This is a genomic window from Mycolicibacterium sp. TUM20985, assembly GCF_030295745.1.
Lineage (GTDB): Bacteria > Actinomycetota > Actinomycetes > Mycobacteriales > Mycobacteriaceae > Mycobacterium.
This window is the reverse complement of record NZ_AP027291.1, coordinates 4,586,287-4,602,957: the sequence shown is the minus strand read 5'-3', so window position 1 is coordinate 4,602,957 and position 16,671 is coordinate 4,586,287. Positions and strand designations below refer to the sequence as shown.

Sequence of the window (16,671 nt, the reverse complement as noted above, 5' to 3'; positions counted from 1 at the left end):
CGACTGCTGCAGCTGATGTTCGCCGCCCGCGTGTCCGCCGCCATCCTGGTGGTGGCGGCCACGTGGTGCGGTCTGGTCGTCTCACCGGCCGCGACCGCCGATCCCGTCGCCACGACGGCCGTCGTGCTGAGGGTGGTCGACGGCGACACGATCGACATCCGCGACGACGTCCGGGGTCGACTTCGCGTGCGCCTTCTCGGAATCGACACCCCGGAAACGAAGAAGCCCGGTTACACCGTGGGTTGCTGGGGCCCGGAGGCCACGGACTTCGCCACGACCACGATGCGCGGGCAGCGAGTCGCCCTCGTCGGCGACCCCACCCAGGACGCGACCGATCGCTATGGCCGCACCCTCGCCTACCTCGTCCGAGCGGACGGGTGGGACTACTCGGTCGAAGCCGCCCGCGCCGGCACGGCCCGGTCCTACGTCTACGACCGTCACCCGGTGAGCCGGTACGGCGCGATCGAAGCCGCCGAGGACGAAGCGCGGGCCGCGGGCCGCGGACTCTGGGGACCACCCTGTTACGGGTATACGGCGTCGGTACCGTCGTGACGGAGGCTTGACCGGAACCTGTTTCGATGCGGCGACCTCAGCGAAGCCCGAAGAGCGTCGACCTCGGGACCTTTGCCTCTGTGGACGTGCGGCTCGCGGCGCGAGCATGGGGGTTCACCCCCAGCGGTCCCCCACGCGTGGAAGAAGAAGGCACGGTGTCGTTTCTCAAGTTGGTGGTGTCCTTCGCGCCCTGGATTGCGTTCCTGATCTTCGCCAGGGACACCATGCACCGGGTGGAGATCGGTCTGACGGCAAGCCGTTCACGCTCGAGTACGCGCGCCAGCACACCGACCCATCGAAGTGGAACAGCCCACTGTTCATTCGCACCAATGAACAACTCACCGCGGTCTGGGCATCGGTGTTCACCGTCAACACCTTGGTCGCCTGGCTGCTCATGAAACACCTTCTGCTGCCGGAGTGGGCTTGTCACGCGCTGAGCTACGCCGTGCTCGTCGGCGCGGCCACCTTCACGTCCTGGTATCCCGGCCACTTGCGGAAGCGGGTCGCATCGCAGCACGACATCCCGGCGGAGGCGAGGTGACCCGCCTAGGCCGATCCGGTAACCAGCGGCTCGGCGAGGTGGACGCGCTCGTGGATGCGGCGACCGATGCGGCCCGCGAGTTTTGCGCACTGGATCAGAGCCGGGTCGACGCGATCGTGCTGCGCTACAACTCGAGCCTGCCCAGCAAGTTCATGCCCGTCTTCGAGGACCTCAGCAACCGCACGATTCCCCGCATGCCGCTCGTCGACGAGATCGCGACCTTGCTGCGGCTGGGCTACTACGGCGGCTAGCGTGGCCGACGAGAGGCGCTCGGTCGTCGAGAAGTGGGACCCGGGTCTCACCCGGCGGGTCGTGGATCTGACCCGCCTGATCGTGAAGACGTATTTCCGTTCTCAGGTAACGGGTTTGGAGAACATCCCGCCCGGTGCGTCGCTGATGGTGTCGAATCATTCCGGCGGGTTGGTCACCTTTGACCACTCGGTGATCGCGGTCGACTACTACCAGGCGTTCGGATACGACCGGCCGCTCTACGTGCTCGCCCACGACAACTTCTTCCGCGGGCCGGTGGCCGACTTCTTCGAGCGCACCGGTGTGATCCGCGCGACGCCGGGGAATGCCTTGGCGGCGCTCGCGACCGGCTCTACGGTGTTGGTCTTTCCTGGGGGTGACTACGACGTCTACCGACCCACCCGGCAGGAGAACGTAGTCGACTTCGGGGGACGTACCGGCTACGTCACCACGGCCATCGAGGCAGGCGTTCCCATCGTTCCGGCGGTGTCCATCGGCGGGCAGGAGAACCAGTTCTACCTGACCAGGGGACGACGGCTCGCCAGCGCGCTGCGCCTGACGGCGTTCGAGCGCAGGATGTTTCGGACCGACATCCTCCCGGTCACCATCGGATTTCCGTTCGGGCTCAGCGCGGTGCTGCCCGTCAACGTGCCGCTGCCCACGAAGATCGTGACGCAGGTGTTGCCGCCGATCGACATTGGCGCCGAGTTCGGCAGTGACCCCGACGTGCGACGGGTCGACGCCCACGTGCGTGCGGTGATGCAGCACGCGCTGGTCGCGTTGGCGCGCAAACGGCGGCTGCCGGTCATTGGGTGACAGGTCCGAATGTCGATGCGCGGTCGAGTGCAATGGCCTAGGGCCGTTCGTCCCCTCCTGAAGGGACTGAGTGGGCTACCCGCGTGGAGGCGCGGACCGCAAGATCGACGGTGAAGTGTTGCCGCGAATCGACGGAGCTTGGCGGGAGCCGTCTCACCGACCGTGCGACGCACACCGGTTAGGAGGCTGCCATGCGAGAGGACACCGATCGCGCACCGCATGTCGTCGTGAGGGAGCGAAGCACCGCTCCCCAAAACGGCGACGCGGGCGAGATTGCCTACCGGGCGTCGTCGGTCGCCCGGCTGTTCCTGGATCGCGTGGTAGCGACGCCGCAGGCCGAGGCGTTCCGGTTCCCGGACGGCGGCGGTTGGAAGAGCGTCACGTGGCAGCAGCTCGGAGATCGGGTCCACCTCGTCGCTGCCGGGTTGATCTCGCTGGGTATCGCTACCGAGGACCGAGTCGCGCTGGCGTCCTCGACCCGTTACGAGTGGGCCCTCGCCGACTTCTCCGTGTTGTGTGCCGGCGCCGCCACCACCACCTTGTACCCGACGACGAATGCCCGCGACATCGCGTTCATCGTCGCCGACTCGGGCAGCCGCGTCGTCATCGCCGAAGACCAGACCCAAGTCGACAAGTTGCTCGAGCGTCGCGCAGAACTGCCCGGCGTCGAAAGGATCGTGATCATCGACGGCCAGGGGGACGGTGAGTTCGTGATGACCCTCGCCGAACTCGAAGCCGCCGGTGAAGAGCTGCTGGCTACGTCTCCGGACATCGTCGAGAAGCGCGTCGCCGACCTTCATTCCGAGAACCTGGCCAGCATCATCTACACCTCCGGGACCACGGGGCGGCCGAAGGGAGTGCGGCTACCGCACCGGGCGTGGATGTACACCGCCGCAGCGATCGACGCCGTCGACTTCCTCCACGCCGACGACCTGAACTTCCTGTGGCTCCCACTGGCGCATGCATTCGGCAAGGTCATGCTCGTGTTGCCGCTAGTGATCGGCTACCCGACGGCGATCGACGGTCGGGTCGACAAGATCGTCGACAACCTTGCCGTCGTGCATCCGACGTTCATGGGCGCCGCTCCCCGGATCTTCGAGAAGGCCCACGCCCGAATCCAGGCGACGATCGCGGACGAGAGCAGGGCGAAGCAGGCCGTCTTCCGCTGGGCCATCCGCGTGGGAGTCGCCGCATCCGCGGCCAGGGAATCCGGACGAAAGTCATCGCCCCTGCAATCGGTGCAGCAGCGGATCGCCGAAAGACTGGTGTTCTCGACCATCCGGGACCGCTTCGGTGGACGACTGCGGTTCTTCGTTTCCGGCGCCGCACCGCTGAACGAAGACATTGCGCGTTGGTTCGACGCCATCGGCATCATCGTGCTCGAGGGTTACGGCATGACCGAGACCGCGGCCGCGTCATTCATCAACCGCCCCAACGCATACCGGTTCGGCACCGTCGGCCTGCCCTTCGTCGGCACCGAGGTCAGGATCGCCGACGACGGCGAGATCCTTTTGAGGAGCCCGTCGGTGATGACCGGGTACCACAACCTGCCGGAAGCCACCGCCGAAGCGCTCGATGGCGACGGCTGGCTGTACACGGGGGATATCGGCACGATCGACGATGACGGATTCCTGCGCGTCACCGACCGCAAGAAGGATCTCTTCAAGACCTCGCAGGGCAAGTACGTCGCGCCGTCGGCGATCGCAACGACCTTCAAGGCGGTCTGCCCGTACAGCACCGAGATGATCGTCTACGGCGATGCCAAACCCTATTGCGTGGCGCTCGTGAGTCCGGATGCCGAGGCTCTCATGGACTGGGCGGCCAAGCACGGTCTTGCGAACTTGTCGCTCAGCGAGGTGACGCGCCACCCGTCGGCCATGGAGTTGATGGGCGGTTACGTGGACACTCTCAACGAGCAGCTCAATCGATGGGAACAGATCAAGAAGTTCGCCATCCTCGATCGCGAGTTATCGGTCGAGTCAGGTGATCTCACGCCGAGCCTCAAGGCAAAGCGCAGCGTCATCGTGAAGAAGTCGGCCGATGTCATCGCACGCCTCTACGAATGAGGTCATGACTCACGCCGTCGGTCTCCAAAACCCCTGAAAGCCCTGACCCGCATTCGTGGTTCGGATCGGCGACAGCTTCACCGGGTCACCCGCCTCGACCGGCTACCAGTTTCGGTGCAGATCGCCATGGGGTGATGCTGAGTGTGGTTGCCGCTTGGCTGTCGACGGTTCCGTGGTGTCGGCCGACCCGGAAAGGTCTGTGCCAGCACTGGATCAGGTGAGGCTGATCACCGACACCGTATTGCTGGATTGGTTGGCCACGAAGACCTGTGTGCCGTCCGCGTTGACCGCCACCGCGGCCGGTCTTGATCCGACGGGGATGACTCGGATGACGGAGTTGGTGGCGGTGTCGATCACGGACACCGTGTCGTCATCGAAGCTGGTTACGTAGAGGAGGCTGCCGTCGGGGCTGACCGCCACCGCGACCCGAGTGGACCCGACGGGGATGGTGACCGTTACCGTGGCGGTGGTCGTGTCGATCACCGACACCGTGTAGCCGAGCTGGTTGATGACGTACAGACGGCCGCCGTCGGGGCTGACCGCCAACTCGGTGGGGAAGGTTCCGACGGTGATGGTGTCAAGGATGGTGCTGGTTCTGGTGTCGATCACCGACACCGTGTCGTCATCGAAGTTGGTGACGTAGAGCAACTTGCCGTCAGGGCTGACGGCCAATCCACCCGGGGATCCGACGGAGACGCTGCCGGTGACGGTGTTGGTGGCGGTGTCGATCACCAACACCGTTTCGCTGAGACTGTTTGCGAACGGGCTGTAGCTGTTCGCGACATACAGCTGCATGCCGTCGGGGCTAACTACCACCGCTGCCGGAAGGGTTCCGACGGGGATGGTGTGAGTGACGGTGTCGGTGGTGGTGTTGATCACCGACACCGAGCCGCTGGTTCTGTTGGCGACGTAGACCCGTTGGCCGTCGGGGCTGGCGGCCACCGCGTTGGGAGATCCTCCGACGGCGATGGTGTTGGTGACGGTGATGGTGGTGGTGTCGATCACGGATACCGTGTTGCTGCCGTTGTTGACGACGTAGACCGTTGCGCTGCTGGGGCTGACCGCCGCCGAGACCGGACTGGACCCAACGGGGATGGGAGTGCCGGCGAAGGTGTTGTTGTCGGTGTCGATCACCAACACCGACCCGCTGGTGTCGATTATGTAGAGGAGGGTGCCGCTAGGGGCCACTTCGACCGCGACCGGAGAGACCGGACCGGACCAGGCCCGGATGGTGTCGGTGACGGTGTCGGTGGCGGTGTCGATCACCGACACCGATCTGCTGGCGTAGTTGGCGACGTAGACCCGTTTCCCGTCGGGGGTGATCGCCATTGCGCCGGGAAGGTTTTCGACGGCAATGGTGCGAGTGACGGTGTTGGTCGCAGTGTTGATCACCGACACCGAGCCACTGGTTCTGTTGGCGACGTAGACCCGTTGGCCGTCGGGGCTGACCGCCACCGCGTCGGGAGATCCTCCGACAGCGATGGTGTGCGTGATGGTGTCGGTGGCGGTGTCGATCACGGACACCGTGTTGCTGTTGCTGTTGGCGACGTAGAGCCGTTGACCGTCGGGGGTGACCGCCACCGCCATCGGACCGGACCCCACGGCGATCGTGGCAGCGACAGTGTTGATGGTTGTGTCGATCACCGACACTGAGGCGCTGCCCTGGTTGGCGACGTAGACCCGTGTGCCGTCGGGGCTCACCGCCACCGACGTCGGGATGGACCCGACGGTAATGGTGCGGGTGAGGGCGTTGGTGGCGGTGTCGATCACCGACACTGAGGCGCTGCCCTGGTTGGCGACGTAAAGGAATCTGCCGTTTGGGCTGATCGCCATGTCGACCGGATTCGACCCGACGGGGATCGTGTCGGTGACGGTGTTGGTGGCCCTGTCGAACACTGACACCGACCCGCCTGTGTCGGCGAAGTAGAGCTGTGTGCCGGCGGGGCTTACCGCCACCGCGGCGGGGGACGGCCCGACGGTAATGGTGCCGGTGAAGGTGAAAGCGGCGGGGCTGACGGGAACGGCGACGATCTCGGCAGCGGTCCTTGGGACGTCGGAGGCGGTGATCGTGAAGGTATCGGTGGTGATCGCAGTGGCGGCAAGCCGGGAGGCATTGGTGGGGGTATAGGTGAACACCCCGGTGTCCGCGTTGACGGTGACGTACCCCTGCGTGGGTGCGCCGGTGATGGCGTACCCGACGAATCCGGGAACCGGGTTGTTCAACAGCGCGGTTCCGGTGACGGTGCCGTTGGCGTCGGGTCGTCCGACGGTGGTGGTGATCATGTTCGGCGTCACGTAGACGGTGACGGTGGCGGTGGATCCGCCGTCGAGGGTGTAGGTAAAGGTGTCGATGCCGCCGTCGAAGTTGGGATCGGGGGTGTAGATGATCGTGGCACCGTCGGCGGTGACGAGCGCGGCGCCGTGTGCCGGATCACTCACCGCTCGAACCGGTTTGAAGCCTGCGTAGATGACGTCGTCGTTGGCCAGCACGGTAATGGTGTTGGCGGTGCTGTCCTCGGCGACGGTGGCCGTGTCGTTGACCGCGGCGGGGAGTTGCGGGACAACGGTGACGGTGACGGTGGCGGTGTTGGAGGCGGGGATGAAGGTGTTCGTGGCGCCGAGGGTGTAGGTGAAGGTGTCGGTGCCGCGGTAGCCGTTGAAGGGCCCGTAGGTGACCGTGCCGTCCGGGTTGGCGGTCGCGGAGCCGTGGGTGGGTGCGGTGACGATGGTGATGTTGCCGAGGTCGAAGTTGGTGCCGGGGTAGCGGGTGTCGTTGGCGGCCAACCCCGGTGAGAGGACGGTGGGGCCGTTCATCAGCACGGTGTAGGCGTCGTCGGTGGCGATGATCGGGCTGATCACGGTGACGGTGACGGTCGCGGTGTTGGAGGCGGGGATGCCCGGGCTGGCCGCGCCGAGGGTGTAGGTGAAGGTGTCGGTGCCGCGGTAGTCGTTGTAGGGCCGGTAGGTGACGGTGCCGTCGGGGTTGACCTGCACGCTGCCGTGGGTGGGTGCGGTGACGATGGTGATCGCGCCGAGGTCGACGTTGGTGCCGGGGTAGCGGGTGTCGTTGGCGGCCAACCCCGGTGAGAGGACGGTGGGGCCGTTCATCAGCACGGTGTAGGTGTCGTCGGTGGCGATGATCGGGCTGATCACGGTGACCGTGACGGTCGCGGTGTTGGACACGATTCCAAGCCCATTCCCATCCTCCACCGTGTAGGTGAAGGTGTCGGTGCCGCGGTAGTCGTTGTAGGGCCGGTAGGTGACGGTGCCGTCGGGGTTGACCTGCACGCTGCCGTGGGTGGGGGCGTCGACGATGGTGATCGCGCCCATTTCCAAGCCGGTGACAGATGTGTCGTTAGCGCCCAACGCCGGAGAAAGCACGGTGCTGGTGTCCATCAGCACCGTGAAGGCGTCATCGCTCGCCGTAATCGGCGTGACGGCAATTGTCACCACGCCCGTGTCAGTGAGGTTCGTGTTGTCGCTGACGGTGTAGATGAAGAAGTCCGTACCGCTGAATCCGCTCGACGGGGTGTAAGTAAAGGTGCCGTCTGCGCTCAGGGCCATTGTTCCGTGGGCGGGCCCTTGAACCACGGTCGCGGTCAGCACAGCACCGCTATCCACGTCTGTGTCGTTAGTGAGCACACCGGCGGCGGTCACTGTTAGGGCCCGTCCAGCGCCCACGGTGTACGCATCATCGGCCGCGATGATCGGACTGATCACGGTCAGGGTGACGGTCGCGGTGTTGGACGTGGGGATTCCGGGGCTGGTCGCCCCGAGGGTGTAGGTGAAGGTGTCGGTCCCGCGGTAGCCGTTGTCGGGCCGGTAGGTCACGGTGTTGCCGGTTTGGCTGATCATGCCGTGGGTGGGTGCCGTCACGATGGTGATCGCACCGAGGTCGAAGTTGGTGCCGGGGTAGCGGGTGTCGTTGGCGCTCAACGCCGGTGACAGCACCGTGGGGGTGTCCATCAGCACGGTGTAGGCGTCGTCGGCCGCGATGATCGGACTGATCACGGTCAGGGTGACGGTCGCGGTGTTGGAGGCCGGGATGAAGGTGTTCGTGGCGCCGAGGGTGTAGGTGAAGGTGTCGGTCCCGCGGTAGCCGTTGTCGGGCCGGTAGGTCACGGTGTTGCCGGTTTGGCTGATCATGCCGTGGGTGGGTGCCGTCACGATGGTGATCGCACCGAGGTCGAAGTTGGTGCCGGGGTAGCGGGTGTCGTTGGCGCTCAACGCCGGTGACAGCACCGTGGGGGTGTCCATCAGCACGGTGTAGGCGTCGTCGGCCGCGATGATCGGACTGATCACGGTCAGGGTGACGGTGGCGGTGTTGGAGGCCGGGATGAAGGTGTTCGCGGCGCCGAGGGTGTAGGTGAAGGTGTCGGTCCCGCGGAAGTCGTTGAACGGGCGGTAGGTCACGGTGCCGTCGGCGGCTTGCGTCACGGTGCCGTGGGTGGGGGCGTCGACGACGGTGATCGCGCCGAGGTCGAACCTGGTGCCCGGGTAAGTGTTGTCGTTGGCGCTGGGCGCGGGTGACAGCACGGTGGGGGTGTCCATCAGGACGGTGTAGGTGTCGTCGGTGGCGATGATCGGGCTGATCACGGTGACGGTGACGGTGGCGGTGTTGGAGGTGGGGATGAAGGTGTTCGCGGCGGCCAGGGTGTAGGTGAAGGTGTCGGTGCCGCGGTAGTCGTTGTAGGGCCGGTAGGTGACGGTGCCGTCGGGGTTGACCTGCACGCTGCCGTGGGTGGTGGCGTCGACGATGGTGATCGCGCCGAGGTCGAAGTTGGTGCCGGGGTAGCGGGTGTCGTTGGCGGCCAACCCCGGTGAGAGGACGGTGGGGCCGTTCATCAGCACGGTGTAGGCGTCGTCGTTGGCGATGATCGGGCTGATCACGGTGACGGTGACGGTCGCGGTGTTGGAGGCGGGGATGCCCGGGCTGGCCGCGCCGAGGGTGTAGGTGAAGGTGTCGGTCCCGCGGTAGCCGTTGAACGGGCGGTAAGTCACGGTGCCGTCGGCGGCTTGGGTCACGGTGCCGTGGGTGGGTGCGGTGACGATGGTGATCGCGCCGAGGTCGAAGTTGGTGCCGGGGTAGCGGGTGTCGTTGGCGGCCAACCCCGGTGAGAGGACGGTGGGGCCGTTCATCAGCACGGTGTAGGTGTCGTCGGTGGCGATGATGGGGCTGATCACGGTGACCGTGACGGTGGCGGTGTTGGACACGATTCCAAGCCCATTCCCATCCTCCACCGTGTAGGTGAAGGTGTCGGTGCCGCGGTAGTCGTTGTAGGGCCGGTAGGTGACGGTGCCGTCGGGGTTGACCTGCACGCTGCCGTGGGTGGGGGCGTCGACGATGGTGATCGCGCCCATTTCCAAGCCGGTGACAGATGTGTCGTTAGCGCCCAACGCCGGAGAAAGCACGGTGCTGGTGTCCATCAGCACCGTGAAGGCGTCATCGCTCGCCGTAATCGGCGTGACGGCAATTGTCACCACGCCCGTGTCAGTGAGGTTCGTGTTGTCGCTGACGGTGTAGATGAAGAAGTCCGTACCGCTGAATCCGCTCGACGGGGTGTAAGTAAAGGTGCCGTCTGCGCTCAGGGCCATTGTTCCGTGGGCGGGCCCTTGAACCACGGTCGCGGTCAGCACAGCACCGCTATCCACGTCTGTGTCGTTAGTGAGCACACCGGCGGCGGTCACTGTTAGGGCCCGTCCAGCGCCCACGGTGTACGCATCATCGGCGGCGATCGGCGCGTCGTTGACTGAGGTGACGTTGATGGTGACGGTCGCGGTGTTGCTGTTGAGGGTGCCGTCGAACGTGCGGTAGGTGAAGGTGTCGGTGCCGTGGTAGTTGGCTGCGGGGGTGTAGGTGAACGCGCCGTTGGAGTCGAAGTTCAGCACGCCGTGTGTTGGTGGGGTGATGACGGTGGCGGTGAGGGCGGCGTCATCGTCGGGGTCGCTGTCGTTTCCCATGACGCCGTTGGGGATTGCGACGGTCAGCGGGGTGTCTTCGGCGGTGGTGTAGGTGTCGGGATTGGCGATCGGCGCGTCGTTGACTGAGGTGACGTTGATGGTGACGGTCGCGGTGTTGCTGTTGAGGGTGCCGTCGAACGTGCGGTAGGTGAAGGTGTCGGTGCCGTGGTAGTTGGCTGCGGGGGTGTAGGTGAACGCGCCGTTGGAGTCGAAGTTCAGCACGCCGTGTGTTGGTGGGGTGATGACGGTGGCGGTGAGGGCGGCGTCATCGTCGGGGTCGCTGTCGTTTCCCATGACGCCGTTGGGGATTGCGACGGTCAGCGGGGTGTCTTCGGCGGTGGTGTAGGTGTCGGGATTGGCGATCGGCGCGTCGTTGACTGAGGTGACGTTGATGGTGACGGTCGCGGTGTTGCTGTTGAGGGTGCCGTCGAACGTGCGGTAGGTGAAGGTGTCGGTGCCGTGGTAGTTGGCTGCGGGGGTGTAGGTGAACGCGCCGTTGGAGTCGAAGTTCAGCACGCCGTGTGTTGGTGGGGTGATGACGGTGGCGGTGAGGGCGGCGTCATCGTCGGGGTCGCTGTCGTTTCCCATGACGCCGTTGGGGATTGCGACGGTCAGCGGGGTGTCTTCGGCGGTGGTGTAGGTGTCGGGATTGGCGATCGGCGCGTCGTTGACTGAGGTGACGTTGATGGTGACGGTCGCGGTGTTGCTGTTGAGGGTGCCGTCGAACGTGCGGTAGGTGAAGGTGTCGGTGCCGTGGTAGTTGGCTGCGGGGGTGTAGGTGAACGCGCCCGTTGCGATGAGACTGAGGGTGCCGTGGGCGGGGCCAACGGTGAGCGCGGCCGTCATGGCATCGGCGTCGGCGTCGCTGTCGTTGACGAGCACGCCGGTGGCACCGACGATCAGAGTGCGGTCCTCATCCACGGTGTATGTGTCATTGACCGCGACCGGAGCGTCGGGCACCGGCGTGACGGTCACGGGCACGGTGGTGGTGGTGGAGCTGTGTCCACCGCCGAAGAAGTACCCGGCCAGGCCGTGGGTGTGCCAGGGGCTGGCCTCGTCGGAAACGGTGTAGGTGAAGGTGTCGGTGCCGCTGAAATTGGCGGTCGGGGTGTAGGTGAAGGTGCCGTTTGAGTTGAGAAGCACCGCGCCGTGGGCGGGTTGGGTGTAGTCGGTGATGGTCAGTACGTCACCGGCACCCAGGTCGCCGTCGGTGTCGTTGCCCAATACGGAGAATGTCTTCGCGACGTCCTCAGAGGTGGTCACCGCGTCGGCGACGCCGGTGGGGGACTGATTGAAGAAGGTGCGTTGCAGTTCACGCTGCACCCAGCCCAGCACCACGAATAACATCACCGGCGGCGCCGGGATGGTCGGGCCGGGAGCGAAGATCGAGGACAGGAATGTCGACACGGCGGTGATCGCGATGTTGGCCAACACGATGGGGGTTGCCAGCAAGGCTTCGAACAGGTTCTCGGGCTGATCGACCAGCGGCGCGGGAGCCGGGGCGTCCGCGGCGACCGCCGCCGCGGCAGCGGCGGCCAACAACGTCGGCTGCCCGGGGTCAGAGGCGAGGCTAAACGTGTTCACCCGGAACGTCGACCCGCCGACGGGAGCGAAGAGCTTCTGCCCGACCGGGTCGTTGCCGTTGGGAATCACCGTAGTGATCGTGGGGGTCGTCGTGGTCGTGCCGGTGGCCGGGGGAACGACGGCACCCGCTTCAGGCGGCACCTCGATCGAAGCGGGACCGGTGGGCGGGGTCACCGTCTGCGAGGGGGTCACCGTCGGCGAGGGGGTCACCGTCTGCGTGGGGGTCGACGCGGTGATCTCCGGGGTCGCGGTGGAGCTGCCCGGACCGTTGCCCTGCGGCACGTCTTGACCCGAAATCTGCGCGTTGCCCGACACCGAGAGCTGCATGTCCGGGGCGGTCGGGGCGTTGCCACTGACCGAACCCGGCCCCGCACCGCTGCCCGAACCCGCGTCCTGCACACCGGTCGGATCGCTCGGACCACTGGGATCATTCGGAGCGGTGGGATAGTTGGGCGTGTTCTCCGAGGACTCGTTGCCCTCATCGGCCCACGCCACCGTCGGGGTGCCGATCCCGTATCCTATGGCCACCGCCGCCCCGACACCCAACGCCACCGCCAACGCGCCGACCCGACCGATGTAGATAGCGCAACCCATGTCTGCATCCCCCGTGACCAAGATGTCGCCACGAAACCAAGGTCGGTGAGTTCGTTCGGTGCCAGTCCGATCGCGTCGCTCAGTGAAGAGCAGCAAATTGACTACACCGCAAAACCATAGCGGAACGTCGGAGCCCGCGACTGTTTTAGCCACAGATTGCTGCCTCTGCCACCGACCGACCGTAGGGGGCGTTCGCGCCGTTCTTTCGACCCCATTTGTGACCTGGAGGCAATGTCAGGCCGTCGGCCGCCAGAACCCCTGAAAGCCCTGACCCGCGTTCGACGTTCGGATCGCCGACAGTTTGACGGGGTCACCCGCCTCGACCATCTGGCCGTTGCCGACGACCATCGCGACGTGGCCGTCCCACACCGCCAGATCGCCAGGGCGCAGCGATGCCTCGTCGACCGCAGACCCGACGTCCTGTTCCTGGGCGAGACGCGGAAGGTCGAGTCCCGCTTCGTGATACGCCCACTGCGTCAAACCACTGCAATCCAGGCCAACGCCGGGCGTCGTACCGCCCCAGTCGTAGGGCACACCCAGCTGCGTGAGAGCGTGCCGGACTGCACTGGCGGCGACCGCGTTGGGCGCGGTGGCGGTGCTGCCATCGGGGAGTCGCACCAAGACTCCGCTGCCGAACATCCCGGGATCGCTGAGTGGCTGGGCATCGGGGCCCGCGGACGCGTCGGACCGGGAATCGAACAGCAACGAGTCACTCGGCTTCGCGCCGCCGAGCCCCGAACCCGCCCCGGCGCCCGAGCCGAGTCCGCCTAGCCCCGAACCCGCGCCCATCGGCATCGTCGGCAGCGCGCCCGATGGCGGCTCGGCCACCGCCGCCCGTTGTCCGTCGAGCTCGGCGCGCAGATCCTCGATCACGGCGTCGGCCTCGGTCATGGCCCGTCGAGCCTCGGCGATGAGTTCGTCGACGACACCGGGTTCGTCGAGCCTGGACTCGAGCGCCTCGGCGCGGGCTTCGAACCCATCGACGATCGTCTGCAACCGGGCCCGGGCACGGGCGACGGCGTCGGCGGCGTCGGCCGCAGCGGCACCGAGGTGGGCGGCTCGGGCGGCCAGTGCGTCGATGGCCGCGACGGTCGCGTCGGTGAAGTCCGACGCCGCGTCACCGGCATCGCCCAGCCACCGCGTCTGCTGCCGTGACCGAATCGTCGCGGCCGCGACGTCGGTCAATGCGGTGCGGATCGCCGCCAGCGCCGGCGCGGCGTCGGAGGTACCCGTGCCGACCATCGCCTGCAGCTCGCGCAGCGGGGCGATCAACCCGCTCACCAGGGCGCTCGGCATCGTCTAGGCCCCGAGGAGCGAGATCGATCGTCCAGCAACGCTTTCCGCTGATCGGTAGGCGGTGGCCGCGGCGCCTGCCGTCGACTTCGCCGCAGCGAGGCGCTCGGCGAGTTGCGCGGCATACTGCGCCTCCCGTCTCAACGCTCCATTCAACGCCAGCAGAAAATCTGCCCCGATGGGACCGAACGCGTCGGTGGCGGCCGTGGCGGCGGTCAAGTCGGCCGCCACGGAGGCGAGGTCGTCGGCGTGCCTCAGTTGGGCAGCGCTGAACCCTTGGATGTCGGAGGTATCGGCGATCACGGATGTTATGACGTCGGCCACGACGCTCTGGTTCCATGGACGTCTCCGACGTCGTGGTTCCATTAGGGTTCGCCGCATGGACGTCCGCGTTGTCGATCACCCACTCGCCGCTGCCCGGTTGACCATCCTGCGCGACGAGCGCACCGACAACGCGGGCTTTCGCGCCGCGTTGTGCGACCTGGCCTTGATGCTGGTCTACGAGGCCACCCGCGACGCGGAGTCGACGCCGGTGCCCATTCGCACTCCGCTGGCCGAGACCGTGGGATCACGGCTCGCCTCGCCACCGCTGCTGGTGCCCGTGCTGCGGGCCGGCCTGGGGATGGTCGAGAAGGCGCAGCAACTGATCCCCGAGGCGAAGGTCGGGTTCGTGGGCGTGGCCCGCGACGAGGCGACCGCGCTGCCCACCCCCTACCTCGAGTCACTGCCGGAGGACCTCAGTACGACGCCGGTCATGGTGCTGGACCCGATGCTCGCCACCGGTGGCTCGATGGTGCACACCCTGGGGCTGTTGCAGGCCCGCAATGCCGTCGACATCACCGCGGTGTGCGTGGTGTGCGCCCCGGAAGGCATTGTCGCACTGCAGAAGGCGGCACCCAACCTGACGCTGTACACCGCGGCGATCGACGACGGACTGAACGACGTCTCCTACATCGTGCCGGGTCTCGGCGACGCGGGTGACCGTCAGTTCGGCCCTCGCTGAAGCAGCTCCAACACGTCGACCCGCAACCGTTCGACGAGTTCGTCGGCGACCGTGCGGGCGACCGACAGGTCGTCGCGGGGAAGCAGTCGAATCTCGAGGTACGCCTTGACCTTCGGCTCGGTGCCCGACGGTCGCACGGCCACCCGCACGGATTCGCCGGTGTAGATCAACGCATCGGTGCGCTGCTGGCCCCGGCGCGCCAAGAGGTCGGTGACCTCGACGGGTTCTCCACCGAGCCGGGCGGGCGGTGACTCCCGGAGGCGATCCATCAACGCGGCGTCGGCGGGCACCGACATGGCGGTCGTCGTGTGCACGCCGTGACATCGGGCCATGGCGTCCAGCGCATCCGTCGGGGCGCGGCCCTCGTCGCGCAGCGCCGACACCAGGTCGCAGGCGAGAACGGCCGCGCTGATTCCGTCCTTGTCGCGAACGGCCGCCGGGTCGACGCAGTGGCCGATCGCCTCCTCGTAGGCGTAGACCAGGGTGCGGCCCGCGACACCCGCGTCGGCCCGTGCCAGCCACTTGAAGCCGGTCAGCGTTTCGACGTGGTGGGCGCCGTGTCGGGCGGCGATCGCCGCGAGCAGACGTGACGATACGACGGTGCTAGCCACCACGCACCCGTTCATGACGTCACCTGGCTCGATTTGCGAGAGGATGTAATCGCCGAGTAGCCAACCGGTTTCGTCACCCGAGAGCATCCGCCAGCCGGACGGCGTCGGGATGCCCACCGCACACCGGTCGGCGTCGGGGTCCAACGCGATCGCCACGTCGGCCTCGACCTCGGCGGCCAGGGTCAGCAGCAGGTCGGTGACGCCGGGCTCCTCCGGGTTGGGAAAGGCGACGGTGGGGAAGTCGGGGTCGGGCGAGTACTGCTCGGTGACGACGTGCACGTCGGTGAAACCGGCCTCTCGCAACGTCAGCAGGGCAGGCTCGCCGCCGACGCCGTGCAGGGCCGTCAGCGCGATGCGGACGTCGCCCGTGGCCCGGCGCACGGTGGCGGCGCGACGCACGTAGTCGTTCATCAGGTCGGTGGTGGCAGGCGTGACCTCGTCGCGGGGCACCTCGGCCGGCGCGTTGGACATGGCGGTCTCGATGTCGCGGTCGGTCGGCGGCACGATCTGCATGCCGCCGTCGAGGTAGACCTTGTAACCGTTGTCGGTGGGAGGGTTGTGCGATGCCGTGATCTGGACGCCGGCTGCGGCACCCATCCGGCGCACCGCGAACGCCACCACCGGTGTTGGCGCGGGGTCGGGCAGGAGGACGACCGTGAACCCCTCGGCCGCAAGCACTTCGGCGGTCGCCAGGGCGAAATCGTCGGAGTTGTGGCGGGCATCGCGGCCGACCACGACGGTCGACCCGCCCAGGCATCTGTCCTTCAGTACCTTCGCCAGCGCCCACGTCGCCGTGGTCACGGTGTCGACGTTCATGCCGCCGGGGCCCGGGCGCATGGGGCCTCGTAACCCCGCCGTCCCGAACGTCAGGGGTTGGTCGGTCATGGCGCCCATTGTGCGGTGCGGTCCTCGGGTTTTCATTGCTCTTCGCGCAAGCGCTCATCGCCATCGGCGAGTTTCCGAAGCACCGGCGCCACCAGCATCAGCAGATCGCTCTCGAGATCGGTGAGCGTCTCCCGCATCGCCGCGTTGAGCCACTCGTCGCGTTCGGCGCGGTCGGCCTCGAGCAGCGCGACCCCGTCGGCCGTGACTTCGATGAGCTGACGACGGCGGTCGCCGGCGTCGGTCCGGCGGGCCACCAGAACGCGCGACTCCAGGAGGTTGATGCCCTCGGTCAGCGACTGCACGCGCACGTGCATCCGGTTGGCGAGCTCGGCGGGCGTCGTGACACCGGCCCGGCTCACCTCCCCGAGGATCTGCTGCTGGCTCAGCGTGAGCCCGTTGTCGCTGCGGTGGCGACGAAGTTGCCGGGTCAAGGCCATGATCGACTCGCGCAGCTCGGTCGCGTTGGCCCTGCTGGAGGTTCCAGTTGCTCGCATTACCAAGTTATACCTTGGCATA

The 16,671-nt window shown here is 66.8% G+C and carries 11 protein-coding genes; 6 read left to right on the top strand and 5 right to left on the bottom strand.

Annotated features, from left to right (window positions below):
- Nucleotides 1–15: 15 nt before the first annotated feature.
- From QUE68_RS22550 to QUE68_RS22530, 5 genes are all read left to right on the top strand, one after another.
- Entirely contained in the window at nucleotides 16–552 is a 537-nt protein-coding gene (locus tag QUE68_RS22550) for a thermonuclease family protein (protein ID WP_284228501.1), read from the top strand.
- 394 nt (nucleotides 553–946) lie between these two features.
- Nucleotides 947–1,093 (top strand): hypothetical protein, encoded by a 147-nt coding sequence (locus QUE68_RS22545; RefSeq protein WP_286274490.1) that lies wholly within the window; start codon nucleotides 947–949, stop codon nucleotides 1,091–1,093.
- Entirely contained in the window at nucleotides 1,090–1,344 is a 255-nt protein-coding gene (locus tag QUE68_RS22540; protein WP_286274489.1) for a hypothetical protein, read from the top strand. Before QUE68_RS22545 ends, QUE68_RS22540 begins: the two co-directional genes overlap by 4 nt.
- Nucleotide 1,345: 1 nt before the next feature.
- The gene (locus QUE68_RS22535; RefSeq protein ID WP_286274488.1) at nucleotides 1,346–2,158 is read left to right on the top strand and encodes a 1-acyl-sn-glycerol-3-phosphate acyltransferase; all 813 of its coding nucleotides are present in this window, start codon (nucleotides 1,346–1,348) and stop codon (nucleotides 2,156–2,158) included.
- Between the two features lie 191 nt (nucleotides 2,159–2,349).
- On the top strand, nucleotides 2,350–4,224 hold the full coding sequence (locus QUE68_RS22530) for an AMP-dependent synthetase/ligase (protein ID WP_286274487.1): 1,875 nt from the start codon (nucleotides 2,350–2,352) through the stop codon (nucleotides 4,222–4,224).
- 213 nt (nucleotides 4,225–4,437) lie between these two features.
- On the opposite strand, the gene QUE68_RS22525 is transcribed toward QUE68_RS22530, so the two are convergent.
- The 3 genes from QUE68_RS22525 to QUE68_RS22515 form a co-directional block, all read right to left on the bottom strand.
- Nucleotides 4,438–12,363, bottom strand: a complete 7,926-nt coding sequence (locus tag QUE68_RS22525) for an Ig-like domain-containing protein (RefSeq protein WP_286274486.1) — start codon at nucleotides 12,361–12,363, stop codon at nucleotides 4,438–4,440.
- A gap of 234 nt (nucleotides 12,364–12,597) precedes the next feature.
- A complete protein-coding gene (locus tag QUE68_RS22520) occupies nucleotides 12,598–13,659 on the bottom strand; it encodes an NlpC/P60 family protein (RefSeq protein ID WP_286274485.1) in 1,062 nt (353 codons plus the stop codon).
- 3 nt (nucleotides 13,660–13,662) lie between these two features.
- Nucleotides 13,663–13,980 carry a type VII secretion target gene (locus QUE68_RS22515; protein WP_284228492.1) on the bottom strand — a complete coding sequence of 106 codons (318 nt, stop codon included), beginning with the start codon at nucleotides 13,978–13,980 and terminating at the stop codon, nucleotides 13,663–13,665.
- A gap of 55 nt (nucleotides 13,981–14,035) precedes the next feature.
- Between QUE68_RS22515 and upp the strand changes: the two genes are divergently transcribed.
- Nucleotides 14,036–14,659 (top strand): uracil phosphoribosyltransferase, encoded by a 624-nt coding sequence (gene upp, locus QUE68_RS22510; RefSeq protein ID WP_284235211.1) that lies wholly within the window; start codon nucleotides 14,036–14,038, stop codon nucleotides 14,657–14,659.
- On the opposite strand, the gene QUE68_RS22505 is transcribed toward upp, so the two are convergent.
- Together QUE68_RS22505 and QUE68_RS22500 are read right to left on the bottom strand one after the other, a co-directional pair.
- Nucleotides 14,641–16,155: a phospho-sugar mutase gene (locus QUE68_RS22505; RefSeq protein WP_286274484.1), complete on the bottom strand. Its 1,515-nt coding sequence runs from the start codon at nucleotides 16,153–16,155 to the stop codon at nucleotides 14,641–14,643. The genes upp and QUE68_RS22505 overlap by 19 nt on opposite strands.
- Nucleotides 16,156–16,187: 32 nt before the next feature.
- Nucleotides 16,188–16,649, bottom strand: coding sequence for a MarR family winged helix-turn-helix transcriptional regulator (locus QUE68_RS22500; protein WP_284228489.1), 462 nt, complete (start codon nucleotides 16,647–16,649; stop codon nucleotides 16,188–16,190).
- Nucleotides 16,650–16,671: the final 22 nt, after the last annotated feature.